Source organism: Bacillus halotolerans (assembly GCF_004006435.1).
GTDB lineage: Bacteria > Bacillota > Bacilli > Bacillales > Bacillaceae > Bacillus > Bacillus halotolerans.
Map to the genome: position 1 here is coordinate 1,145,681 of NZ_CP029364.1, position 24,110 is coordinate 1,169,790.

General features: G+C 45.9%; 20 protein-coding genes. 8 read left to right on the forward strand and 12 right to left on the reverse strand.

Annotated elements, in window-relative coordinates; translation table 11 throughout:
* Positions 1–19 precede the first annotated feature (19 nt).
* Positions 20–4,396 (forward strand): multifunctional 2',3'-cyclic-nucleotide 2'-phosphodiesterase/3'-nucleotidase/5'-nucleotidase, encoded by a 4,377-nt coding sequence (locus tag DIC78_RS05855; protein ID WP_127695684.1) that lies wholly within the window; start codon positions 20–22, stop codon positions 4,394–4,396.
* A 33-nt stretch (positions 4,397–4,429) separates the two neighbouring features.
* Here DIC78_RS05855 and DIC78_RS05860 read toward each other — a convergent pair whose 3' ends face one another.
* The 6 genes from DIC78_RS05860 to DIC78_RS05885 all read right to left on the reverse strand — a co-directional run bounded on the left by DIC78_RS05860 (position 4,430) and on the right by DIC78_RS05885 (position 11,800).
* Positions 4,430–5,095, reverse strand: coding sequence for an NAD(P)H-dependent oxidoreductase (locus DIC78_RS05860; RefSeq protein WP_029317487.1), 666 nt, complete (start codon positions 5,093–5,095; stop codon positions 4,430–4,432).
* A 136-nt stretch (positions 5,096–5,231) separates the two neighbouring features.
* Positions 5,232–5,948 (reverse strand): trehalose operon repressor, encoded by a 717-nt coding sequence (gene treR, locus DIC78_RS05865; RefSeq protein WP_024120578.1) that lies wholly within the window; start codon positions 5,946–5,948, stop codon positions 5,232–5,234.
* A 20-nt stretch (positions 5,949–5,968) separates the two neighbouring features.
* A complete protein-coding gene (gene treC / locus DIC78_RS05870; RefSeq protein ID WP_127695686.1) occupies positions 5,969–7,657 on the reverse strand; it encodes an alpha,alpha-phosphotrehalase in 1,689 nt (562 codons plus the stop codon).
* 73 nt (positions 7,658–7,730) lie between these two features.
* The gene (gene treP, locus DIC78_RS05875) at positions 7,731–9,143 is read right to left on the reverse strand and encodes a PTS system trehalose-specific EIIBC component (protein WP_127695688.1); all 1,413 of its coding nucleotides are present in this window, start codon (positions 9,141–9,143) and stop codon (positions 7,731–7,733) included.
* A 712-nt stretch (positions 9,144–9,855) separates the two neighbouring features.
* Positions 9,856–11,271: an alanine/glycine:cation symporter family protein gene (locus DIC78_RS05880; protein ID WP_127695690.1), complete on the reverse strand. Its 1,416-nt coding sequence runs from the start codon at positions 11,269–11,271 to the stop codon at positions 9,856–9,858.
* 136 nt (positions 11,272–11,407) lie between these two features.
* Complete coding sequence (locus DIC78_RS05885; protein WP_059291655.1) at positions 11,408–11,800, reverse strand: DnaJ family domain-containing protein; 393 nt, start codon at positions 11,798–11,800, stop codon at positions 11,408–11,410.
* A gap of 255 nt (positions 11,801–12,055) precedes the next feature.
* Between DIC78_RS05885 and ltaS the strand changes: the two genes are divergently transcribed.
* Entirely contained in the window at positions 12,056–14,002 is a 1,947-nt protein-coding gene (gene ltaS / locus DIC78_RS05890) for a lipoteichoic acid synthase (RefSeq protein WP_024120574.1), read from the forward strand.
* A 114-nt stretch (positions 14,003–14,116) separates the two neighbouring features.
* Positions 14,117–15,267, forward strand: a protein-coding gene (locus tag DIC78_RS05895; RefSeq protein WP_127695692.1) for an IS3 family transposase whose coding sequence is annotated in 2 segments (ribosomal slippage) — positions 14,117–14,390 and positions 14,390–15,267 — 1,152 coding nt in all. Because the reading frame shifts where the segments join, the coding sequence is not laid out codon by codon here.
* Positions 15,268–15,327: 60 nt separating this feature from the next.
* Here the strand turns inward: DIC78_RS05895 and nagE are convergent.
* A complete protein-coding gene (gene nagE, locus DIC78_RS05900; protein ID WP_024120573.1) occupies positions 15,328–16,686 on the reverse strand; it encodes an N-acetylglucosamine-specific PTS transporter subunit IIBC in 1,359 nt (452 codons plus the stop codon).
* A 169-nt stretch (positions 16,687–16,855) separates the two neighbouring features.
* Between nagE and map the strand changes: the two genes are divergently transcribed.
* From map to DIC78_RS05920, 4 genes are all read left to right on the forward strand, one after another.
* Complete coding sequence (gene map, locus DIC78_RS05905; protein WP_024120572.1) at positions 16,856–17,605, forward strand: type I methionyl aminopeptidase; 750 nt, start codon at positions 16,856–16,858, stop codon at positions 17,603–17,605.
* A 73-nt stretch (positions 17,606–17,678) separates the two neighbouring features.
* The gene (locus DIC78_RS05910) at positions 17,679–17,993 is read left to right on the forward strand and encodes a DUF3243 domain-containing protein (protein ID WP_127695694.1); all 315 of its coding nucleotides are present in this window, start codon (positions 17,679–17,681) and stop codon (positions 17,991–17,993) included.
* Positions 17,994–18,098: 105 nt separating this feature from the next.
* Complete coding sequence (locus DIC78_RS05915) at positions 18,099–18,254, forward strand: hypothetical protein (protein ID WP_010333377.1); 156 nt, start codon at positions 18,099–18,101, stop codon at positions 18,252–18,254.
* Positions 18,255–18,412: 158 nt separating this feature from the next.
* Positions 18,413–18,550, forward strand: coding sequence for a YflJ family protein (locus DIC78_RS05920; RefSeq protein WP_010333376.1), 138 nt, complete (start codon positions 18,413–18,415; stop codon positions 18,548–18,550).
* A gap of 37 nt (positions 18,551–18,587) precedes the next feature.
* Here the strand turns inward: DIC78_RS05920 and DIC78_RS05925 are convergent, their stop codons facing one another.
* The gene (locus DIC78_RS05925) at positions 18,588–19,253 is read right to left on the reverse strand and encodes an MOSC domain-containing protein (protein ID WP_127695696.1); all 666 of its coding nucleotides are present in this window, start codon (positions 19,251–19,253) and stop codon (positions 18,588–18,590) included.
* Between the two features lie 67 nt (positions 19,254–19,320).
* On the opposite strand from DIC78_RS05925, the gene DIC78_RS05930 reads away from it, so the two are divergent.
* Positions 19,321–19,596, forward strand: coding sequence for an acylphosphatase (locus tag DIC78_RS05930; RefSeq protein ID WP_010333374.1), 276 nt, complete (start codon positions 19,321–19,323; stop codon positions 19,594–19,596).
* Here the strand turns inward: DIC78_RS05930 and nosA are convergent.
* The 4 genes from nosA to DIC78_RS05950 all read right to left on the reverse strand — a co-directional run bounded on the left by nosA (position 19,587) and on the right by DIC78_RS05950 (position 24,109).
* Positions 19,587–20,678 carry a nitric oxide synthase gene (gene nosA, locus DIC78_RS05935; protein WP_127695698.1) on the reverse strand — a complete coding sequence of 364 codons (1,092 nt, stop codon included), beginning with the start codon at positions 20,676–20,678 and terminating at the stop codon, positions 19,587–19,589. The two genes, DIC78_RS05930 and nosA, sit on opposite strands and share 10 nt — an antisense overlap.
* Positions 20,679–20,799: 121 nt before the next feature.
* Positions 20,800–21,594, reverse strand: coding sequence for an MBL fold metallo-hydrolase (locus DIC78_RS05940; RefSeq protein WP_095714420.1), 795 nt, complete (start codon positions 21,592–21,594; stop codon positions 20,800–20,802).
* A gap of 55 nt (positions 21,595–21,649) precedes the next feature.
* A complete protein-coding gene (gene citM / locus DIC78_RS05945; protein ID WP_127695700.1) occupies positions 21,650–22,951 on the reverse strand; it encodes an Mg(2+)/citrate complex secondary transporter CitM in 1,302 nt (433 codons plus the stop codon).
* Between the two features lie 198 nt (positions 22,952–23,149).
* Positions 23,150–24,109 carry a tripartite tricarboxylate transporter substrate binding protein gene (locus tag DIC78_RS05950; RefSeq protein WP_024120561.1) on the reverse strand — a complete coding sequence of 320 codons (960 nt, stop codon included), beginning with the start codon at positions 24,107–24,109 and terminating at the stop codon, positions 23,150–23,152.
* Between the last annotated feature and the right edge of the window lies 1 nt (position 24,110).

The following is a 24,110-nucleotide window of genomic DNA, read 5'->3' on the forward strand; positions in this document are numbered from 1 at the left end:
GTTGAAAGGTGGAGAACTGGTGAGAATACAGAAAAGACGAAAAGACGTCAGTAACATTCTCCGTATTCTGCTGCCCCCAATTATGATACTTAGCCTAATCCTCCCAACACCGCCCGTTCATGCAGAAGAAAACATGGCTCCTCAAGTGAATCTCAGTATTTTGGCTACAACTGATATTCATGCCAACATGATGGATTACGACTACTACAGCGACAAAGAAACGACAGAATTCGGGCTTGCCAGAACGGCACAGCTGATCCAAAAGCACCGCCAGGAGAACCCAAACACCCTGCTCGTGGATAACGGTGACTTGATTCAAGGCAATCCGCTGGGCGAATACGCAGTGAAATACGAAAAAGACAACATTATCTCCGGTGCAAAAACCCACCCGATTATCAGCGTCATGAACGCGCTGAAGTATGACGCAGGAACACTTGGCAATCATGAATTCAATTACGGGCTCGACTTTCTTGACGGTACGATAAAAGGAGCCGATTTCCCGATTGTAAACGCCAATGTTAAAACAACTGGCGGTGAACACCGTTATACGCCGTATGTAATTAACGAGAAAACAGTCACAGATGAAAACGGAAACGAACAGAAGATCAAAGTAGGCTACATAGGCTTTGTCCCGCCGCAAATCATGACCTGGGACAAAAAGAATCTCGAAGGACAGGTTCAGGTGCAGGATATCGTCGAATCTGCCAATGAAACGATTCCGAAAATGAAGGCAGAAGGCGCGGATTTCATTATTGCCCTTGCCCACACTGGTATTGAAAAGCAGGCGCAATCGTCAGGTGCAGAAAACGCTGTTTTTGACCTGGCCACGAAAACAAAGGGCATTGATGCGATTGTCTCGGGCCATCAGCACGGACTCTTCCCTTCCGCAGAATATGCGGGTGCCGCTCAGTTTGATGTTGAAAAAGGAACCATTAACGGCATTCCGGTCGTCATGCCAAGCAGCTGGGGCAAATACTTAGGCGTCATTGACCTCAAGCTTGAAAAAACAGACGGCTCGTGGAAGGTCGCAGATTCCAAGGGCAGCATCGAATCAATTTCCGGCAGCGTCACATCCAGAAACGAAGCCGTCACAAAAGCCATTCAGCAAACACATCAAAACACGCTGGAATATGTCAGAAAGCCTGTCGGAAAAACAGAAGCCGACATTAACAGCTTCTTTGCACAAGTCAAGGACGACCCTTCTATTCAAATTGTGACAGATGCGCAAAAATGGTACGCGGAAAACGAAATGAAGGATACCGAGTATAAAGATCTTCCGATTTTGTCAGCAGGCGCGCCGTTTAAAGCCGGCGGCAGAAACGGAGCCAATTACTATACAAACATTCCGGCCGGGGATCTTGCGATTAAAAACGTCGGTGACTTGTATCTGTACGATAATACCCTCCAGATCGTGAAACTGACCGGCAGCGAGGTGAAGGACTGGCTCGACATGTCAGCGGGCCAATTTAATCAAATCGATCCGTCAAAAGGCGGCGATCAAGCCTTGCTGAATGAGAATTTCCGCTCCTACAACTTTGACGTGATTGACGGCGTTACCTATCAGGTCGATGTCACAAAACCGGCTAAATACAACGAAAACGGAAAAGTGATTAACGCGGATTCAAGCCGGATCATCAACCTTTCCTATGAAGGCAAACCGATCAGCCCGAGCCAGGAATTTCTCGTAGTCACGAATAATTACCGGGCCTCCGGCGGCGGCGGTTTCCCTCATCTGACGAGTGATAAGATTGTCCACGGCTCCGCAGTTGAAAACAGACAGGTACTGATGGATTACATTATTGAACAGAAAACATTAAATCCAAAAGCCGATAACAACTGGTCGATTGCACCGGTTTCCGGCACGAATTTGACGTTTGAATCTTCGCTTTTAGCCAAGCCTTTTGCGGACAAAGCCGATGATGTCGCTTATGTGAGACATTCTTCAAATGAAGGCTATGGCGTGTACAAGCTTCAATTTGACGACGGTTCAGATACCGATCCTCCTGAAGGCGGATTATGGGATCTTACCGTCATGCATACAAATGATACGCATGCGCACCTTGATGACGCAGCCAGACGAATGACGAAAATCAGCGAAGTAAGAAACGAAACAGACCACAACATCCTGCTTGACGCGGGAGATGTGTTTTCCGGCGACCTGTATTTCACGAAATGGAACGGTTTAGCCGACCTGAAACTGATGAACATGATGGGTTATGACGCCATGACCTTCGGAAACCACGAATTTGATAAAGGTCCGTCTGTGCTTTCTGATTTTCTCAGCGGGAACAGCACAACTGTCGATCCGGCGAATCGCTATCACTTTGAAGCGCCTGATTTCCCAATCGTCAGCGCGAATGTGGATGTATCAAATGAACCTAAGCTAAAATCATATGTCAAAAAGCCGCAGACCTTTACTGCGGGAGAAAAGAAAGAGCCGGGCATCCATCCGTACATTCTGTTAGACGTTGACGGCGAGAAAGTGGCCGTGTTCGGACTGACAACAGAAGACACAGCCACAACATCAAGCCCGGGCAAAAGCATTGTATTTAACGACGCATTTAAAACTGCGCAGAACACCGTGAAAACGATTCAGGAAGAAGAAAAAGTAAACAAAATTATCGCGCTCACCCACATTGGGCATAACCGCGATCTTGAGCTAGCCAAAAAAGTGAAAGGCATTGACTTGATCATCGGCGGACACACCCACACTCTCGTGGACAAAATGGAGGTCGTGGAAAACGACGAACCGACTATCGTGGCGCAGGCAAAAGAATACGGCCAATTCTTAGGACGTGTCGATGTCTCATTTGATGATGACGGCGTCGTTCAAACAGACAAATCAAATCTAAGCGCACTGCCGATTGATGAGAATACTGAAGAAAACACGGAAGCAAAAGAAGAGCTCGATCAGTTCAAAAAAGAATTAGAGGACGTCAAAAATGAAAAAGTCGGCTACACGGATGTAGCCCTTGACGGCCAGCGTGAGCATGTGCGCACGAAGGAAACCAATCTCGGAAACTTCATCGCGGACAGCATGCTTGCAAAAGCGAAAGAAGCATCCGGCGCCAACATTGCGATTACAAATGGCGGCGGCATCAGAGCCGGCATTGACAAAGGCAAGATCACACTTGGCGAAGTACTGAACGTAATGCCGTTCGGCAACACGCTTTACGTGGCTGATTTGACCGGAAAACAAATCAAAGAAGCTCTTGAACAAGGCTTAAGCAATGTGGAGAACGGAGGCGGGGCCTTCCCTCAGGTGGCTGGAATTGAATATACCTTTACATTAAACAACGAACCTGGACACCGTGTTTTAGACGTGAAAATCGAATCGCCTAACGGAGACAAAGTTGATCTGAATACAGATGATACCTACCGCGTCGCAACAAATAATTTTGTCGGCGGCGGTGGAGACGGATACTCTGTCTTTACGGAAGCTTCTCATGGTGAAGACCTCGGCTACGTAGATTATGAGATTTTCACCGAGCAGCTGAAAAAGCTTGGTGACAAGGTCTCTCCTAAAATGGAAGGACGGATCAAAGAAGTATTCCTGCCGACAAAGCAGAAGGATGGCAGCTGGACACTCGATGAAGACAAATTTGCGATTTATGCCAAAAACGCCAACAAGCCGTTTGTCTATTATGAAACGTCTGAAGGATCACAAGAGAAACCAATCAATCTAAAAATGAAAAAAGACCAGGTCAAGCTATTGAAGGATAGAGAATTAGATCCTTCCCTGACGGTGTTCAACTACTGGTACAGCATGAAGCTTCCAATGGCGAACATCAAAACCGCGAACACTGAAATCGGAATCAAATCTAAGGGAGAATTAAACGTCTCCCTATCAAATGTATATGACTTTACAGTGAAGCAAAAAGGAAAAGAAGTGAAATCATTCAAGGAACCGGTTGAGCTATCGCTTCGGATGTTTGATATTGAAGAAGCTCACAACCCTGCCATTTACCATGTCGACCGGAAAAAGAAAACTTTTACAAAGACAGAAAAGGGATCAGTTGACGATGATATTGTAACAGGATACACAAACCACTTCAGCGAATACACGATCTTAAATTCCGGTGCTCACGATAAACCGCCGGCGTTCCCGTCCGATCAGCCGACAGGCGGCGATGACGACGGCAAGAATGGCGGAGGGTCCGACAATCCAGGCGGAAAGCAGCCGAATGATGGCAAAGGCGGCGATCAAACACCTCCCGGCACTGAACCAACAAATGGATCGGGCGGATCGGGAACCGATGGACCGGCTGGCGGCTTGCTTCCTGACACAGCCACCTCCATGTATTCCATCCTGCTGGCCGGATTTCTGATCAGCGCACTCGGAACAGCATTATATTTGCATCAGCGAAGAAAACAGAACAGAGCGAATGAAGCATAAAAAAAGCTGCTCGTTATCGAGCAGCTTTCGTTTTTATACCCACTTCACAACATCTTCAACAGCAGATCTTGTTTTCGGACGAGGGTCTCTCACTCGGTAGCCGAATGCCACCATCACAGATATATCAAAGCTTCCGTTTTCCAGAAGGCCTTCTTCTTCAAGAATACGGTGAATGTGATCGTACTGGAAGCCTTCGATCGGGCAGGAATCAACACCGATTTGCGCAGCGGCAGTCATCATGTTGCCAAGCGCGATATAGGTTTGTTTTGATGCCCAGTCAAACAATGTTCTGTCACTTTCAAGCAAATGCAAATCGTTTTTCTGGAATTCTTCTGTTTTGCTTAAATAGCCTTCGTACACGTCTTGAGGCATTTGTTTTACTTCTTTTAAATGACGTTTGATGTAGTCCGCATTATATTTGATATCCTTAGCTGTACGCGCAAGAATCAGGACGAAATGGCTTGCGGTCGGCAGCTGCTTTTGCGCGCCCCATGTGTATTCACGAAGCTTCTCACGGAATTCCGGATTTTGGACGACGACAAATTTCCAAGGCTCAAGGCCGAGTGAGCTCGGAGACAGTCTTCCTGTTTCTAAAATAAATTCAAAATCGCTGTCTGACACTTTTTTATTCGGGTCAAATTCCTTAGTCGCATGCCTGAAATTGTATGCATCCAGAATTTGTTTCTTTAGTTCTGTCATGTTAAACACCTCTCCTTTAGGTTACTCTCATCTCTATTGTAGCCATTATGATAAAAAGTAAAAGTACGCACATTTTTGTTGGATAGTATCAATTTTGATACCAAACAAAAAGCGCTCTGCCGCAGGCAGGCGCTCTTTATTTTCCCCGTCGCGCAAAATCGACAAACCTGAATTTGTCCAGACGGTGTCTGCTTTCCGTATATTGAAAGAGACTTGTATCCTCTAAAAAGACATAGTTTCTCACAACCACCATATGGTCATAGCCTCGTAAATCAAGCAATTCCCTGTCCTCATCCGTACACGGCTCAGCCACAATTTCTTTCTGCGCGTAACTGATCGAAAGACCAAGCTCTCCTTCAATATATTCATAAATGGAGTTTTCGCAAATTTCTTTCGTCAGGTGAGGCACATGCTTTCTGAAAAAGTAGTCCTTGTCCAAAATGACATGCTCCCCGTCAATCTTTCTTGACCTGATCACTTCCCATATGTCATCATCCGGCTGTGCCCGAAGCTGTTTTTGGATCAGATCTGACGGGGGCACCAGCCCGAATTTGTGAACGGCTGTTTTCGTTTCTTTTCCCAAAGTTTGCGCCAGTTCCTTGAAGCTGACAAGCCCAGAGACCGGAAACTGCATTTTTTCACGGTTGAGAATCACGGAGCCTTTCCCCCTGATTTTCTGGATATATCCATTTTGAGCCAGCATGTGAAGCGCCTTTCGAACCGTTTCTCTTGATGTGCCGTACTGTGCGGTCAATTCATGTTCAGACGGAAGAATCTCCTCCGCCTTCCATCGGCCGTCTTCAATTTGCTGTGCGATGTCTTTATAGATTGTGATAAATTTATTCACCTTCATTTATGACCACCCAGCTTAGTTTAGCACGGTTTTGTTAAATGATAAACAATGGACTCATACGGGCGGAGCGTCATATTCTTCAGTTCTTCTCTCTCTTCATCGTTTGTCAGAAGCACCTCTGCCTTCCACTCGCCGGGCTTCAGCGTGTCCGGCAGTGTAAAGGCTGCCTCCGTCCCGTAAAAATTATTGATGATGAGCAGCTTCTCATTTTCGCCATGTCTCATATACGCAAAAACGTTCGGATCATCCTTTGCGATCAATTCATACGTTCCCTCTGTGACAATGTCATAGGTTTTTCGGATCTGGATCAGCTTCCGGTAGTGATAAAAGACCGAGTGTTTGTCCTTCAGCGCCGCCTCGGCATTGATCTCCCGGTAATTGCCGGCGGCCGGTATCCATGGCGTGCCTGTTGTAAATCCGGCATTCGGCGTATCATCCCACTGGACGGGTGTTCTGGAATTGTCACGGGATTTTTCCTGTAAAATGGCTAAAATCTCTTTCTCCGCCATGCCTTTTTTCTTGAAGGCGTGATACATGTTCAGCGACTCGACATCCCGATAGGAGCTGATGCCGGTAAACTTCGGATTGGTCATGCCGAGCTCTTCACCCTGATAAATATAAGGCGTGCCCTGCATCATATGAATGGCCGTCGCAAGCATTTTTGCTGATTTCACCCGATATGGACCGTCATTTCCATATCTCGATACAATGCGCGGCTGATCGTGATTGCACCAGAACAAAGCGTTCCAGCCCCCTCCCGCCTGCATCTCCGTCTGCCACACGGATAAGATCTCCTTCAGCTTCAGAAAATCGAACGGAGCCAAGGCCCATTTTTCTCCGTTTGGATAATCGACCTTGAGATGATGGAAGTTAAACGTCATATCAAGCTCTTCGTTGCCCGGATTTGTATAACGGATGCAATGATCTACAGTTGTTGAAGACATCTCACCGACCGTCATGCTGTCATAATGTGAAAACACCTTTTCGTTCATTTCATGCAGAAATTCATGCACCCGCGGCCCGTCAGTGTAAAAGGTACGGCCATCATCGCCGTCTTCCGCATTCGGAAAGCGCTGGTCTTTTGAAATCAGATTAATGACATCAAGCCTGAAGCCATCAATTCCTTTTTCAAACCAAAAATGCATCATCTCATAGACATGCTTTCTGACCTCTTCATTTTCCCAATTCAAATCAGCCTGTGTGACATCAAACAGGTGCAGATAATATTGGCCTGAAGCTTCGTCAAGCTTCCATGCCGAGCCGCCGAATTTCGATTCCCAGTTTGTCGGGGCTGTGCCGTCTTCGTTCGGGTTTTTCCATATATAAAAATCACGGTATGGGCTGTCTTTTGAAGAAATCGCCTCTCTAAACCATTTGTGCTCAGTTGACGTATGATTGACCACAAGATCCATGACGACTTTTAAGCCTCTTTTGTGCGCTTCAGCTAATAAGCGTTCAAAATCTTCCATTGTGCCGTACTCTTGATAAATCGTGAAGTAATCCCGAATATCATACCCATTATCATGCTGCGGCGAGTCGTAAATCGGCGTTAGCCAAAGAACATCAACCTGAAGCGTTTTTAAGTAATCAAGCTTTTCAATAATTCCATTCAAATCGCCAATGCCGTTTCCCGTCGTATCTTTAAAGCTTTTCGGATAAATTTGATAAACCACGGCTTTTTTCCACCATGGTGTTTGTTCTGTTTTCATCTGTCTCCACCACCGTCTTTTTTAATGAAAATGGGAAAAAGGGACCGTCAAAAACACGTCCCGCTCCCCTTTGTTATTTACGTTTCAGTCGCGCATAAGCGTATGTTCCGGCAAACGGAACAATCAAGACAATCGCCATTCCGATTGCGAATGCACCCCAGTACTGGCTCATAATCGAGAAAATGCCGGGCACGCCGCCAACACCGACGGAGCTAGCCAAAACGCCTTGAGATGAGATATACATCCCGGCCAGCCCTGAGCTGATCATCGCAATGATAAACGGAAATTTGTAGCGAAGGTTCACCCCGAATATGGCAGGCTCTGTAATGCCCAGATAAGCGGAAATGCCTGATGTTAAGGAAAGACCTTTTTGTTTCTCATCCTTTACGATAAACATCATCGCCAGCGCCGCTGATCCTTGGGCGATATTTGAAAGCGCCAGCATCGGCCATAAAAATGTGCCTCCGAGCTTAGAGCCGATCAGCTGCAGATCAACTGCCAAAAACGTATGATGCATTCCGGTAATCACCAGCGCTGAGTATAAGCCGCCGTACAGCAGCCCGCCCAGCACGGCAAATGAGCCGAACACCGAGATAAGCCCCGAAGTTAACACATTCCCGATCGCAAATGTGACCGGACCGATAATGATAAAGGACGCAAAACCCGTCACGAGCAGGGTAATCGGCGCGACGACTAAAAGCTGTATTCCCTCGGGCGTCCGTTTCGTCAAAAACAATTCAATCTTGGCAAGCAAATACGAAGCGAGCAAAATCGGGAGCACCTGCCCTTGGTAGCCGACCTTCTGCACCTCAAGGCCGAAAAGATTCCATACGGGGATCTCTCCGCTTTGTTCCGCGGCGCCATAGCCCCACGCATTCAGTAAATCAGGATGCACGAGCATAACGCCGAGCACAATGCCGAGGAGCGGATTGCCGCCAAACCGCTTCACCGCCGACCAGCCGATCAGCGCTGGCAGGAACGTAAAGGCCGTGCCTGCGATTAAATTGATCATATTGGCAAGATCCGCCCACTGCGGGTACACCTGCACAATCGATTTTGTACTGAAGAAAATCCCCTGCGCCGTTAAGATATTGTTGATTCCCATTAAGAGACCCGCCGTGACAATCGCCGGCAAAATCGGAATAAAGATATCTGCAAGCGTTTTCACAGCACGCTGCAAAGGATTCATATTTTTTTCTGAGGCCTTCTTCACATCGTCCTTTGTTGACTCGCCAATCCCCGTTTCCTTGACCAGTTCCGCATATACTTTGTTGACTGTTCCCTGGCCGATCACAACCTGAAACTGCCCGTTTGTCGAAAACGATCCCTTTACAACATCGATTTGATCCAGCACCCCTTGGTCAACCTTGCTTTCATCTATTAACGCGAAGCGTAAACGTGTTACACAATGAGTTGCCGCTGCAATATTTTCAGCACCGCCGACTGCTTCAACAATTTGCCGTGCTGATCTGTTCAGTTCCCCCATGCCAACCCCTCCGTTTGATAACTTGTATATACAACTTATGTTTATATTGTATTCCTGTATATACATGTAGTCAACAACTTTTTATAGCGCTTTCATACTATTCGGAAAGTCATAGAATGGCTTAACAGAAAGGTTACTCTAAAAAGCTAGCAAATGTTTTGAGAGGTGAACCCTATGAATAAACACGAGAATGCCCTGCAAGTTCCTCCGTGAGCTCGAGGCCAACAAGGAAGGGCCGATTTTTCCTATCTCAAGGAAAACACTATTAACAGAAAGCTGCTCAGGGATAGCGTGTTTAGAGGGTTTGACTTCGGAAATGGACTGTGCGGATTTGTTGTATATATCGAAGGAATCGTAAAATCTGAATCTATTCAGGATCACGCCCTCCTTCCTTTTTACGGCATCTGAAGGATGAAATAGAGAAAGACGAGGAATCTCTGCCAATACGCTGTCTATTTCCAGTGTATTGGCAGAGACGAGTTTGAAACTATTATTTTGTCGACGTCAAAATGCCTGATTGTAAAAATGAAAGGCAGCTAAAGGAGAAGCATTGAAGAACCGATCGCCGAGTCCGCCATCAGAGGTTCAAGAGAGGCTTTACTTACAGAAAGCCTCAGAGTCAATAACGCTCATTAATGTGGTGATGCGATCTTGCTGCCTTTGTTCATCTAATTGATCATCAAGAGTAAGACGATGTTGAGTTCCAAAAACCCTAAGAGTTTTCAGCTTCTTTTGTCTGGTAAACAGCACTCTGTTTCGTTTTTCTTCTATCTTTCAGGTAATACTGTTCAGATGTGAAAAATTCGGTATACAGCGCTTTTACCTTCTTGCTCAATAATAACAGCGCAATCACATTCGGAACGAGAATGAAAGCTAACGCTAAGTCCAGAAAGCCCCAGATGGCTTTTGCTCCGCCTGCGGCACCTATGATAATAGCCGCTAAATAGACGAATTTAATGACATGTCCCGACAGCCGTCCGAATAGAAATTCAGCTTGTTTTACGCCGTAAAATATGACAACCATAATGGTCGAGACAACAAAAAAGACGAGAGAAATCGAAACGAAGTACCCTCCGCCAGCTCCGAAATAATGCTGAAATGCAGCCGTAGTCAATGCTGCTGGGTCATTTGAGGCGTCCTTCCCTGTCCAGACACCCGATGCAAGGACGACAAACGCCGTGGTGGTGCAGATGATCAAGGTATCAATGACAATGCCGATCACAGACCAGAAGCCTTGTCTTACGGGGTGGTCAGTCATTGCCGCCGCATGTGCAATCGGGGCGGTTCCCATCCCGGCTTCATTAGAATACAGGCCGCGGGCAAACCCCCAGCGGATGGTTTCAGCCAAGGCAGCGCCTGCAAATCCTCCTGCTGCCGAAGAAGAAGTAAACGCATTCGAAAATATGAGAGAGAAAAACGCCGGAACAGATGAAAGATTCATAAGAACAATCAGGAGACCGGCTCCCGCGTATGCACCTGCCATGAGAGGCACGACAAACTCAGTTACTTTTCCGATCCGCTTCACCCCGCCAATTACAACTAAACCAATCAAAAACGCGATGCCGATTCCGGCGTATATTTTATTGAAAGAAAACGTTTCGGCAAGAGAGACTGAAACTGAATTCCCCTGAACCATTATGCTTGGAATCAGCTCTACGATCAGTGCAACAGAAAAAAACACGCCGAGCCATTTCATGCGCAGCCCTTTTGTTATGTAATACATCGGTCCCCCGACAAATTCACCCTGCTCATTTTTTTCTCTGTAATGAACCGCAAGCACACTTTCTGAAAACTTAATTGCCATAGCAAATAAGGCAACCAGCCACATCCAAAAAACAGCCCCGGGACCGCCAAACATGATAGCCGCAGGCACTCCGACAATGTTCGCCGCCCCAATCGTCGAACTGAGGGCTGATGTCAATGCCTGAAGCGGCGTAACTGTCCCCTCTCCCTTTGGCTTTTTTCCTACGCTGCCGATCGTCTGCTTCAAAATATATAAAGGATAGCGAAATTGAAAAAACTTCAGCAAAATGGTGAAGTACAATCCCGTCCCCGTCAGTAAGATAATTAGCGGCGGCCCCCACAGCCAATCAGATATACGCTCTACCCATTCTAATAGTTGTTCCATCCCATCACCCTTTCCCGTTTATGGGTCAATTCCCCACAGATGGAAAAACATAAACCTTTTAGGGCAGACAGAACTAAGTCAAATTGAGGAAAAAAGGGAAGCTGGACGGCTAAAAAACATCGCTTGACAAGGAAAACTAAGTGGAAGAAGGTCTGTTTCGCCCCAGCCGCTCATATACTTGATTCTTATAAAACGATGACGCTGGTTTGGAAAACATGCCTTTTTTGTCGGCAAGCTTATCGAGCATCAGCTGCTTTTCTGATTTTTTTCTTACTAATTGCTCACGTTCCTTTTCGTCATAGCACTTGGAGATTAAATGGTTAAGGGTCATAAGCTCTTTTTTCAGTGCACCCTCATCCTCAGCCATCCCTGCATTTTTTAACATTCGGTAGCCCATCCGCAGGGATTCCGGCAAGTGGGCCGCATCATCCTTTGGCAGCGGTTTTCCCATTCCCGGCAGGTTGTCAAATTCTCCGTCTTTGATGGCGCGTTTAATCTTATCTTCAGACACAATATGAGAATAATCCATCGTCCCACCTCTTTTCATTAATGAACATATTTTATCATACAGCTGTCACAAACCATATTATTCCTTTATTTACAGTAATAAACCTGCTTTTACATCTGGCAAATTCCTAAGAAAACGTTGATTCGACGGCGTTTTTCGCCACTTTTTCCATCGGACGATTTTCACTTTTCTAATCCGCTGATTCGTGTTATATTGGATACGTTCGTTTTTTCTATCGTTTCGCTCGAACTGTGATCGGAAAAAAGGAGTGTAACAATGAAAACATTTATAAAAGAAAGAGGACTGGCCTTCTTCTTAATTGCGGTCGTCCTGTTATGGGTAAAGACGTATGTCGGTTATGTCCTGAACTTCAATTTAGGAATAGACAACACGATCCAGAAAATATTGCTTTTTGTGAATCCGCTCAGCTCAAGCTTATTCTTTCTTGGATTTGGACTTTTGTTCAAGAAAAAATTACAGCAGACAGCCATCATAGTGATTCATTTTTTAATGTCTTTTTTACTGTACGCAAACATTGTGTATTACCGATTCTTCAATGATTTTATTACGATTCCGGTCATTATGCAGGCTAAAACAAACGGCGGCCAACTCGGTGACAGCGCATTTTCGCTGATGAGACCGACTGACGCCTTTTACTTTATCGATACGATCATTCTGATTATCTTAGCGATTAAAGTGAACAAGCCTGCCGATACGTCTAACAAAAAATCATTCCGAATCGTTCTTGCGTCTTCGATTCTCGTTTTCTTAATCAACCTGGCAGTTGCGGAGTCAGACCGTCCTGAATTGCTGACAAGATCATTTGACCGAAACTATCTTGTCAAATATTTAGGAACATACAATTTCACGATTTATGACGCTGTGCAGAATGTCAAATCCAACAGCCAGCGCGCACTTGCCGATTCAAGCGACGTAACGGAAGTTGAGAACTACATGAAAGCCAATTACGATGTGCCGAACAATGTGTATTTCGGCAAAGCGGAAGGAAAAAACGTCATTTACGTTTCACTTGAATCGTTACAGTCCTTTATCATCGACTATAAAATTGATGGCAAAGAAGTGACACCGTTCTTAAATAAACTGGCGCACGATAACGAAACGTTCTACTTTGATAACTTTTTCCACCAAACAGGACAAGGTAAAACATCGGATGCAGAATTTATGATGGAAAACTCTCTGTACCCGCTGGCCCAGGGTTCCGTTTTCGTTAATAAAGCGCAAAACACGCTTCAATCCGTTCCGGCGATTTTGAAGTCTAAAGATTACACATCTGCGACGTTCCACGGGAATACGCAGACGTTCTGGAACCGAAACGAAATGTACAAAGCGGAAGGCATCGATAAGTTCTTCGACTCTGCTTACTATGACATGAACGAAGAAAACACGAAAAACTACGGCATGAAAGATAAACCGTTCTTTAAAGAATCAATGCCGCTGTTAGAAAGCTTGCCGCAGCCGTTCTATACGAAGTTCATTACCCTGTCTAACCACTTCCCATTCGGAATGGATGAGGGGGATACTGACTTCCCGGCTGGAGACTTTGGCGACTCTGTCGTCAACAACTACTTCCAGTCAGCCCATTACCTTGATCAGTCCATTGAACAATTTTTCAATGACCTGAAAAAAGACGGGTTATATGATAAATCGGTTATCGTGATGTACGGAGACCACTACGGCATCTCTGAAAACCACAATAACGCGATGGCGAAAGTGCTTGGCAAAGACGAAATTACCGATTATGACAACGCCCAGCTTCAGCGGGTGCCGCTCTTTATCCACGCTGCCGGCGTGAAGGGCGAAAAAGTTCATAAATATGCCGGAGACGTCGATGTGGCTCCAACCCTTCTGCATTTGCTCGGAGTGGATACGAAAGACTACTTGATGTCCGGTTCTGATATTTTATCTAAAGAACACCGTGAAGTAATTCCGTTCCGCAACGGAGACTTTATATCACCGAAGTACACGAAAATATCCGGCAAGTACTATGACACAAAAACCGGGAAACAGCTTGATGAATCTGAGATCGACAAGTCAGAAGACTCACTCGTCAAGAAGGAACTCGAAATGTCCGATAAAATCATAAACGGAGACCTGCTGCGTTTCTACAACCCGAAAGGTTTTACAAAGGTGAACCCTTCCGATTATGATTACACAAAACACGGCGAGGATTCAGAGACGTCAACAGAAGACGAAGATAAATAAGAAAAAAGCAGAGAGGCTGGGGACTGACCCCATAAGATGAGACAAATAAAAAACACCTTCAAGTTTGAAAACGGATAGTTGTTATCCGAAATAAGACTTGGAGGTGTTTTTTGTATGGGAACAAGAATGAGTTATCCGATTGAAGTCAAACAGAAGGCTGTAGAAATGAGATTGGCAGGCGTGCCTATGAAAGAGATCATGCAGGAATTGAATATCAGGAATAAGACGCAGGTTCAGACATGGGTTAGATGGCATAAAGCTGGGGATACACATCGATTTGAACAGCCTGTTGGTAAGCAATACACTTACGGAAAAGGTCCGGAGTATTCTTCCGAATTAGAGAAACTGCAGGCAGAGAACCGTTATCTGAGACAACAAAATGAAGTTTTAAAAAAGTACAACGAATTGGAAAGGAAGTTGATAGCCAAACGTCAGTCGAACTTGTAGAAGTATTGCACGGCACAATGACCGTACAGAATATCTGTGTTCATTTAGGTATCTCACGAGCGTCTTATTATCGTTGGAAGAAGAACCTGATGAAAGATCATCCCAAACGCCATTTGGAAAAACAAATCGGCACGTTGTGCCGAGAGCACAAGTATCGATATGGATATCGAAAAATTACAGCTATATTAAAAAAGGAAATGCGTATTAACCATAAAACGGTTCAGCGTATCATGCAGAAAAATCAGTGGCAGTGCCGGGTTAAGGTGAAAAAGCGCAAGAAGAATGGGCAGCCATATGCCGTGGTTGATAATATATTAGATCGAAACTTTCAGTCCGATCATCCTCTTGAAAAACTAGTAACGGATATCACGTATTTGCCTTATGGACAGAAACAATTGTACCTTTCCAGTATATTGGATGTATACAATGGAGAAGTAATTGCTTTCACGATTGGAGATAAGCAGGACACAGACTTTGTCTTAAACACACTTGATCAACTGCCAACACTGCCTCAGAACTGCGTGTTACATAGTGACCAAGGATCTGTGTATACATCTTATGAGTATCAGAAAGCTGTTAAAACAAAAGGCATTACCATGAGCATGTCCCGCAAAGGGACGCCCGCTGATAATGCCTCCATCGAATCGTTTCATTCCTCACTAAAGTCTGAAACGTTCTATCTTAACAGCATTAATCGAACCACGACCGCCATCGTAGAACGCACTGTCAAAGAATACATTTATTATTATAACAACATTCGTATTCAAACGAAACTAAACAGCCAATCACCGATAAGCTATCGGCAATTGGCTGTATAAAAGGTGTTTTGATCCCTGTCTCAAAAACAGGGGTCAGTCCCGCTGGCCTCTCTGCTTTTTTTATTTCACTGCAGCGCGCAATTCCTCTGCCGCAAACTCTACATTCGGGCCAATAATGACTTGTACTGATTGCCCGCCCGATTTGACGACTCCTTTTGCGCCTGCTTTCTTTAATAACGCTTCATTTACTAAAGACGTATCTTTCACTGTCAATCTCAGCCTTGTCGCACAGTGATCAATCGTCTGCAGGTTTTCTTTTCCGCCAAGCCCCTTCAGCATGATGTTTTCATTGACAGACTGTGCTGTGTTCTCGTCCAGCACTTCATCCAAGTCATCATCCTCACGTCCCGGCGTTTTCAAATTCAACGTCTTAATTAAGACGTAAAACACGACAAAGTATACAGCCGCATAGCATATACCTACCAGAAGCAGCAGCAGCGGCTTTTCTGCAATTCCGTAGCTCAAAAGATAATCGATCGCACCGGCTGAAAAAGAAAATCCAGAGCGTATGCCGAGCAAATTAACGATGAATAACGACAGTCCGGTTAAGACTGCATGCACTGCGTATAACAGCGGAGATAAAAACATAAATGCAAACTCAATTGGCTCCGTAATCCCTGTGATAAACGCAGTCAACGCAAAACCGATCATCATTCCGGCCGTTGCTTTTCGTTTTGACGGCTTGGCAGTCACAATCATTGCCAGACATGCCGCCGGAAGGCCGAACATCATAATCGGGAAGAATCCCGTCATGTATGTGCCCGCTGTCGGGTCTTTAGCGAAAAAGCGCGCCAAATCTCCTGTCACTCCGTTATATTCGCCAAATTGGAACCAGAAAATATTATTGAGCACGTGGTGAAGACCGAGCGGAATTAACAGCCTGTTGAATAAGCCGAATATGCCCGCGCCGATTCCGCCAAGCCCAAGCATCCACTCCCCAAACGCGTTAATTCCCGATTGAATCGGCGGCCATATCGAACCGAATATTCCTGCTAAAATGATTGTGAAAATAGCGGTGACAATCGGCACAAGCCGTCTGCCGCTGAAAAACCCGAGATATTCCGGCAGTTTTGTATCCTTAAAGCGGTTATAGGTGTAACCCGCAATTAATCCGGCAATAATTCCCCCAAATACCGCCATGTTGTTTGCTTCATTAATCGATTTTGTTGCCGCGTCGAGCATCAGATACGAAATCGCCCCTGATAAACCCGCGGCCCCATTGCTGTCCTTTGAAATGCCGATGGCAATCCCAATCGCAAATATAAGCGGCAGGTGATCAAAAACAGCAGTTCCCGCTTGATAAACAAACGGGATATCGAATAAATCCTCCCTGCCAAGTGCAAGGATAATCCCGACTGCAGGCAAAACCGCAATCGGGAGCATAAATGACTTTCCAAGCTTTTGTAAAAATGAAAGCATACCCATCCCCCTCTTACCCTTTTTTAAAAATATACCATACAAGATATCTAGTGATCTATACCAATTTTCCCGGCATATTTCTTTTTTCCCAGGTTCGCGTGTTTCCTATTCTAGAGCCAATTGTGGTAAGCTTAAACTAGATTATTTAAAAAGAAAGCGGGAATGACAGATGATTGTAACAAACGATCAAGAATTAGAAGGCCTGAAAAAAATCGGCAGAATTGTAGCGCTGGCGCGTGAAGAAATGAAACGGAAAGCAGAGCCCGGCATGAGCACTAAAGATCTTGACCTTATCGGTAAAGCGGTGCTTGACGAGCATGGCGCTGTTTCGGCTCCGCAAAAAGAATACGACTTTCCTGGTGTGACATGCATCAGCGTAAATGATGAAGTGGCGCATGGTATTCCAAGCACATCCACTATTTTAAAAGCCGGAGATCTTGTGAACATTGATATCTCTGCTGAATTCGGCGGTTTCTACTCCGATACAGGCATCTCGTTTGTGCTCGGTGAAGGAGAAGAACGCCTTCACAAGCTATGCCAATGCGCAGAAGATGCCTTCCAAAAAGGGCTGCAGCAGGCAAAAGCCGGCAAGCGCCAAAATCAGATCGGGAGAGCCGTTTATCATGAAGCACGTTCTAAAGGATTTACCGTCATTAAAACCCTGACCGGCCACGGAATCGGCAGAAGCCTTCACGAAGCGCCGAACCACATCATGAACTATTATGATCCATTTGATAACGCGCTTTTCAAAAACGGCACAGTGATCGCACTTGAACCATTCATTTCAACAAAAGCGGAAACCATCGTCGAAGCTGGAGACGGCTGGACCTTTAAGACGCCGGATAAAAGCATGGTTGCCCAAGTTGAGCACACCATCGTCATCACCAAAGACGAGCCGATTATCCTGACAAAGCTGTAAAAACACATTTCGTATGTTTAACCTCCTCCTTTTACAGGTAAATCATCACTATTCTGCAGGAGGAGGCACTGTAATGAACAGAGATCAAGAAAAAATCCAAATTGAAAACGAAATGAATGCAATGCACGGAACAATAAAAGAAGAAATTTTAAAAGACTTTGAAGAATTTAAAGACTACCTGAAAAAACAAGTTAACCGGGGCAAGAAATTAGGATTAGATGACGGCAAGCTTGTCAAAAGCGCTGCGATCCTGGGAGACTACCTCGCAAAGCATGAAGAACCGCAAAACGGTGAAGAAATGCTGCTGCAGGAGCTTTGGCGCGTTGCGGATGATGATGAGAAAAAACATTTGGCACAGCTGTTGGTCAAATTGGTTGAGAAACAATAAAACACCTAAGCCGGGCATATGCCCGGCTTCTCTATATTGTCACAGCCCGGCCCACCCAGATATGCTACACTAGGATTAATGTCTGTGAAAGGAGCCATTGTCCGCATGTGGTTTATTATTTTTGGTATCGTCTTTTTCATTGAAGGCATCATCATGACCGTTTTCGGCGTGAAGAAAAAAAACGGGATGCTTACATATATCGGTATTGTGTTCAGCATCATGACACTTGGCATTGTTGTGCTGAAACTCACCGGGCATTAAATCATATTCAGCGTTTACTCCGCATATACATACAGGAAGAAAGTTCGCATCACTAGTGCGAAAGACTCTGTTTTTCCCGCATCTCTTTTCAGCATCTTTTGATAGATGTTACAATGCCAATCGTTTGGTCAATCAGATAGGGAAAGGAGTTTTCTGACATGCATTACGGCAGTAAAGGCTGGTATGTAGCAGAATTAAAAAAGCAGGGCATCACGAAATATGAAGGAAGAAAGCTTCAAAGCTATAAAACCTATTTTCTTGCCAACCTGCTTGAAACAAAGAAAAAACAATCCTGACATGGTGAAGCCGCGCACGTTTAGATGCGCGGCTTTTTTATTGAATCGGAAGCAGCCTGTCCCGCTTTTTGATAAAGGAAGATCTCCAGCTTTCCGACAATGCTTCTTCACTTAATATCCGTTCAATGGCGGCGAGATTTTTTGTGTCATGGTATTTGATATGGTTTGCGAATTGGACGGATATGCCTTTTTCGCCTCTGGACAGCAGGTCGAGCTTGGCGCCCGGAGCAACCCTGCCCTCTTCCAGCACGCGAAAATAAAATCCCGTATATCCGGTTTGCTGAACTTTCAGCACCATATCCTTTGCACCAAACTTTTTGGCAAGTTTTATACACGGCTGACGCGGCTGGCTGACCTGAACAACGGCATCATCAAGCTGAAAGACATCCCCTATGCAAACGTCCTCCTCAGTCAGGCCTTGCACCGTAAGATTTTCACCAAACGCGGCGGCCGGGAGCGGTCTTGAGAGAAACTCCGTCCAAAACGGATAGTGCTCCGCGGAATAGACACAGACAGCCTTATCAGGGCCGCCATGATTGACGAGGTCCGCCTGTCCGTCTCCTTCAAAATTCTCCCGATACAGCATAACCGCGGAATCAGCCGGCCGCTTCATAATGCCGGTCTCTATTTTCTTTCCATCGTATTCAAGCGTCTGCGGCTTTCCCAAATTAAGAGAAAGAACTGAATAATGAGCTGATGTCATACAAACACATCTCCTTTACAGGATATAAAATGATTGATTATCATAAAAAGAAAAGGTGGTTTTTTACATGCTTCAATATCGAATCGTTGCAGACGGCCGGGTTCAAGGTGTCGGTTTCCGCTACTTCGTTCAAGCGGAAGCCGATAAGCATAAACTCACCGGCTGGGTCAAAAACCGTGATGACGGGCGTGTCGAGATTTTGGCCGAAGGGCCGGAAAACGCCTTGCAATCATTTCTTGAGGCCGTGAAGAAAGGCAGCCCCTTTTCAAAGGTTACCGGCATCTCTGTCACTGAATCCAGCAGCCTTGAAGGCCATCACCGGTTTTCAATTGTCTATTCGTAAGGCTTATCCTGATAAAAGTAATTCGGCTTGACGATTGAATTGTCATAAGATCGGTGAAAAATATGTGTGGAGGCGGGTGAAATCGGCGGTATCAGCCACGTCCAGTCACCCGTCAGCTTTCTGCCCGCTTCTTCCTCCTGTTCTTCAAACCGTTTAAACTGGCTTGCAGCCGTGTGATGATCGACGATGCTGACGCCGTGCTTTTTATACGAGTGCAAGACAGCTTTATTCAATTCAACAAGCGCCTGATCCTTCCATAAATCCGCATTGTAATCAGTGGCAATACCGATAACGGATGCCACTTTTTTGAGCTTATCATACCGCTTTTCATCAGCCAGATTTCTCGCACCGATCTCCGTTCCCATATACCAGCCGTTAAACGGTGCGGCATTATAATGAACGCCCCCGATCTCAAGCCTCATATCCGCAATAATCGGCACGCCGTACCATTGCAGCTTCAGGTCAGAAAACGCTTCGAATTCCGGGTGGGTCAGCGGAACTTCTATCACCAGTGACCGGGGCAGCTCATACCAGACCGGCTGTTGGTCACCCTTCATGCGGAAAATAAGCGGCAGCAAATCAAAATCAGTCCGATCTCCGCGCCAGCCGAGCTGCTCACAGGCTGCGGTGAGAGAACGGGAAGCAGGATCGCCGATTCTTTCTCCGTCGGACTCATATCCCGCGTACCGGATCAGCTGATGATTCCAGATCTCGACTTGCTTTTCGCCCTTCTCTTCCGGAGGGAAAATCGTAATGGTCGGCCTGATTTTCCCGTTATTTGTGGCGGTTTCAATGTGATGAAACAGAGCGTCCCGTACTTCTTCTTTTGTCGTGACGTCACGTCTGTCAATGACATTCAGCGAATTCCAGAACAGTCTGCCGATGCAGCGGTTGCTGTTTCTCCAAGCCATTTTCGCCCCGTGCGCCAGCTCTTCCTTTGTATGTACATAGCTTCCAGTCCGGTCAATCTCACTTTTAATGTCATCGAGACGGTCTTGCGCTTCATTCTCCTTTCCGAGTTCCTGATAGCAATTGGCAATAAACGCTTTCGCTTCGTTCCAGAGTATTTCTTTATCTTCCAACAAACTCTCTCCTCCAAATCGCATTCATGCTTCTCATTGTATCGTTTTTGAGCGGGAAGACAAATGATTTTTCTGCATCTTCTTGGAAAAACAAATAAAAAAACACCCGCGTTTGCGAGTGTCAAAGGGATGATAAATGATGGGCCAATTCCATTAAATCACTGCGAAAGTTTCTGCCTGTCATTGGGATGCCGTGCCCGGTCAGCAGCGCTTCCGGTTCTCGTTCGGCAAGTCTTTGAATCGACTCGGCGGCCATCTCAGTGTCAGGTGTGAAATAAGCCGGCGGGCCGTGAAGCTCCTGTTTTTGAATGAAGACGTCAGCCATTTTTTCCTGTTCAACTGTAATCACCGCATCGCCAGCGACAAGCACACGGCCGTCCTCGCGGAATAATGAAATATGGCCCGGTGTGTGGCCCGGTGTTGCGATCCAGATCCACTCGTCCAAAAACGGAACAGTGCCGTCTTCAGGCAGTGCTTGAACATGAGCGGAAATATCGATCGAATGGCGCGGAAACAGCGGCGACAGCTTGGCAACCAGACCGCTTTTGCTGTCTGGCCTCGCCGGCGGATAATCCTCTTTTCCGGTCACAAAAGGCATTTCCCGCGAATGGACATAAACAGGAACATCCCAATGCTCAAGGATCTCTTCAATGGCCCCGATATGATCAAAGTGCCCGTGTGTCAGAATAATGGCCTTCAAGTGGTAGTCATCACCGAATCTTTGTTTTGCTTCGTTTAAAATCATGCCGGCTGATTGAGGCATGCCGGCATCTATTAAAATAAATGAATGAGGTTCAGAAGGATACTGAATAAAATAGACATTCGCAATTTGCACGGTCAGACCATGTACACCCTTTGCGGCCTCGAACCCAGTCCCGCTTCTGACTGAAGTCAGCGGCATATAAGGATCACTCATGAAGACACCTCCGGTACGTTGTATGCCGTTAGTGTATGTCATTCCGCCTGAATTATCATGCAGAAATCGAAATGGCACCGATCAATAAAGCGGTAACCGTCATGACAATCACGGCGAGAACCGCCCATTTCAAAGCGAATTTTTGATGATCGTCAATTGAGACACCGACAAGCCCGACAAGCAAATGTGTTGATGGCACTAGCGGACTCAGCATATGAATCGGCTGTCCGATAATTGAGGCTCTTGCAATTTCGACTTTATCAACACCGTATGCGACAGCCGTTTCTGATAAAATCGGCAGCACTCCGTAAAAATACGCGTCATTTGGCATGAGATATGTGAAAATGCCGCTAGTTAAGGCTACAATCGCCGGGATCAACCCGCCCATTTGTTCAGGAATCATCGACACAAGCGAAATCGCCATTTCGTCAACCATTTTGGTGCCTGTTAAAATTCCCGTAAAAACGCCTGCTGCAAAGATCATGGAGCCAATGGCCAGCACGTTGCTTGAATGTGCTGAAATACGCTGTCTCTGATGATCAAGGTTCGGATAATTCACAATGAGTGAAATACAGAATGCGATGACAAACAGCACCGTTAAACTGACTTTGCCTGATACTAAAAAGCCTATTAATGAAAGCGTTAACAACAAATTGAACCACCAAAGCTTCGGCCGCTTCCACTCGTCTTCAACCGCAGCGGCTGGTTCGTTGACATCGGCCGGCTGTTTCAGCTCAATCACGCCGAGCCGTTTGCGCTCCGCTTTACCCAGCACATACGCAACTGCGACCATACAAAGCATTCCGCTCGCGATCACAGGGATCATCGGCCCGGTCAGCTCAGCCGGATCAACCCCGAGCGCGCTCGCCGCCCGCGGCGTCGCGCCTCCCCACGGAATCGTATTCATAATCCCCATGCCGACTCCGGCGATTCCCGCCAATATAATCGGCCGGATGCCGAGCAGCAAATAGAGCGGAAGCATCGCGCTTGTTGTAATCATATAGGTTGTTGAACCGTCTCCATCCAATGCAACAAGCATCGTAAGAACCGCTGTCCCGACAACGATTTTTAACGGATCGCCTTTGACCATATTTAATATTTTGGCAACCATCGGATCAAAAAGCCCAGTGTCAATCATGATTCCAAAATATAAAATTGCAAACATAATCATAACAGCCGTCGGCGCCACCTGCTGAATCCCCGAGATCATCATATCGCCAACTTCAGTGAACCCGAAACCGGCTATCAGCGCAAACACAATCGGCGTCAAAACCAATGCGGTCAGGACAGAAAGCCGTTTTGTCATGATCAGTACCATAAACACAAGCATCATAAGAAATCCTAAGATTGCTAACACATTCATTCCCCCTTTAAATGAATCCGCTTACATTTTATCCCCTATTCCCCTTTTGCCTTTTTGTCATCGTATGAGAAAAACGGTCTCAAGTAAATAATTTGGTTTTTTTGTATTTTTAATTTTTTAAAACCGTTTTGTTCTTTTTGGTCATTTCTAAACACAAAAAAAGCATTCCGCCTACGGCAGAATACTTTTTGCTTAATTGCCTGTCATGATGGTTTGATAAAACGCTGATTGTTCTTCAAGAAACCGTTTCGTTTCCTTGCTGTTTAAATAAAAGCTCTCCCAGTCCTGCTCGTTTATTTTCTGCTTCCATTCGGGCGAGGATGTCACCTTTTTTAATGCTTGGTCCCAGTAAGAAATCTCTTCCTCAGACATGTTTTTCGGTCCCAGCACCCCTCTCCAATGAGAGAAGACAAACGGAATGCCCTGCTCTTTCCACGTCGGCACTTTTGGAAAACCGGGCAGCCTTTTATCTGACGTGACGGCGGCTAATGTAATCTCGCCGTTTCGCTCGTACGGCTTGGCTTCTGAAACAGTCATGGAAGCTGCTTCTATCTCATGCCTGATAAGCGCCTGGATCAATTCTTCACTGCTGTCAAACTGTAAAAACTCAATGTCGAAAGGGTCAATCCCATACATATCAGCGGCTCTGACGAACGAGAGCTGATCGTCATTGCCAAGCCCCGGGGAAAAACCGATTTTGACTTTGCCAGGATGCTTCTTGATCTCTTTCAGCACATCCTTTCCGCTTTTCAGCGCCGACCCTTTCGGAAGAGCGACAGTCTGCCATTCCTTAGCGAGAATCGCCAGCGGCGTAAAATCATCAGTTTTTAATTTACTTTGACCGAGCAGGTAATTGCTCAGGATTAAACTGGACATCATACTGATAGTCTTCCTGCCGCTTTGGTTGACATATTTCCAGCCTTTATCGCCTCCGCTCCCAGGTTTATACACAATATGAATCTCGCCTTTCATCAGCTGTTTTTGCCTGAGCACGGATTGAATCGCCTGCGCCGTTACATCCCAGCCCCCGGAAGGCTCGGCAGGCACAACGATCTCAACCGGCCCGTCCGGCAGACGGGGAGCGGCCGCCTTCCGGATGTCACCTTGCATGAAGACCAATAGACAAATAAATATGATCACAAGTTTTTTCATC

Bases quoted from the DNA above. Each gene is read 5' to 3' on its own strand.
- treC (WP_127695686.1), bottom strand. From the start codon at position 7,657: ATGAAAACAGAACAAACACCATGGTGGAAAAAAGCCGTGGTTTATCAA.
- ltaS (WP_024120574.1), top strand. From the start codon at position 12,056: ATGAAAACATTTATAAAAGAAAGAGGACTGGCCTTCTTCTTAATTGCG.
- DIC78_RS05920 (WP_010333376.1), top strand. From the start codon at position 18,413: ATGCATTACGGCAGTAAAGGCTGGTATGTAGCAGAATTAAAAAAGCAG.
- DIC78_RS05880 (WP_127695690.1), bottom strand. From the start codon at position 11,271: ATGGAACAACTATTAGAATGGGTAGAGCGTATATCTGATTGGCTGTGG.
- nagE (WP_024120573.1), bottom strand. From the start codon at position 16,686: ATGCTTTCATTTTTACAAAAGCTTGGAAAGTCATTTATGCTCCCGATT.
- DIC78_RS05950 (WP_024120561.1), bottom strand. From the start codon at position 24,109: ATGAAAAAACTTGTGATCATATTTATTTGTCTATTGGTCTTCATGCAA.
- treP (WP_127695688.1), bottom strand. From the start codon at position 9,143: ATGGGGGAACTGAACAGATCAGCACGGCAAATTGTTGAAGCAGTCGGC.
- DIC78_RS05930 (WP_010333374.1), top strand. From the start codon at position 19,321: ATGCTTCAATATCGAATCGTTGCAGACGGCCGGGTTCAAGGTGTCGGT.
- DIC78_RS05860 (WP_029317487.1), bottom strand. From the start codon at position 5,095: ATGACAGAACTAAAGAAACAAATTCTGGATGCATACAATTTCAGGCAT.
- DIC78_RS05910 (WP_127695694.1), top strand. From the start codon at position 17,679: ATGAACAGAGATCAAGAAAAAATCCAAATTGAAAACGAAATGAATGCA.
- treR (WP_024120578.1), bottom strand. From the start codon at position 5,948: ATGAAGGTGAATAAATTTATCACAATCTATAAAGACATCGCACAGCAA.
- DIC78_RS05915 (WP_010333377.1), top strand. From the start codon at position 18,099: ATGTGGTTTATTATTTTTGGTATCGTCTTTTTCATTGAAGGCATCATC.
- DIC78_RS05925 (WP_127695696.1), bottom strand. From the start codon at position 19,253: ATGACATCAGCTCATTATTCAGTTCTTTCTCTTAATTTGGGAAAGCCG.
- DIC78_RS05885 (WP_059291655.1), bottom strand. From the start codon at position 11,800: ATGGATTATTCTCATATTGTGTCTGAAGATAAGATTAAACGCGCCATC.
- DIC78_RS05940 (WP_095714420.1), bottom strand. From the start codon at position 21,594: ATGAGTGATCCTTATATGCCGCTGACTTCAGTCAGAAGCGGGACTGGG.
- map (WP_024120572.1), top strand. From the start codon at position 16,856: ATGATTGTAACAAACGATCAAGAATTAGAAGGCCTGAAAAAAATCGGC.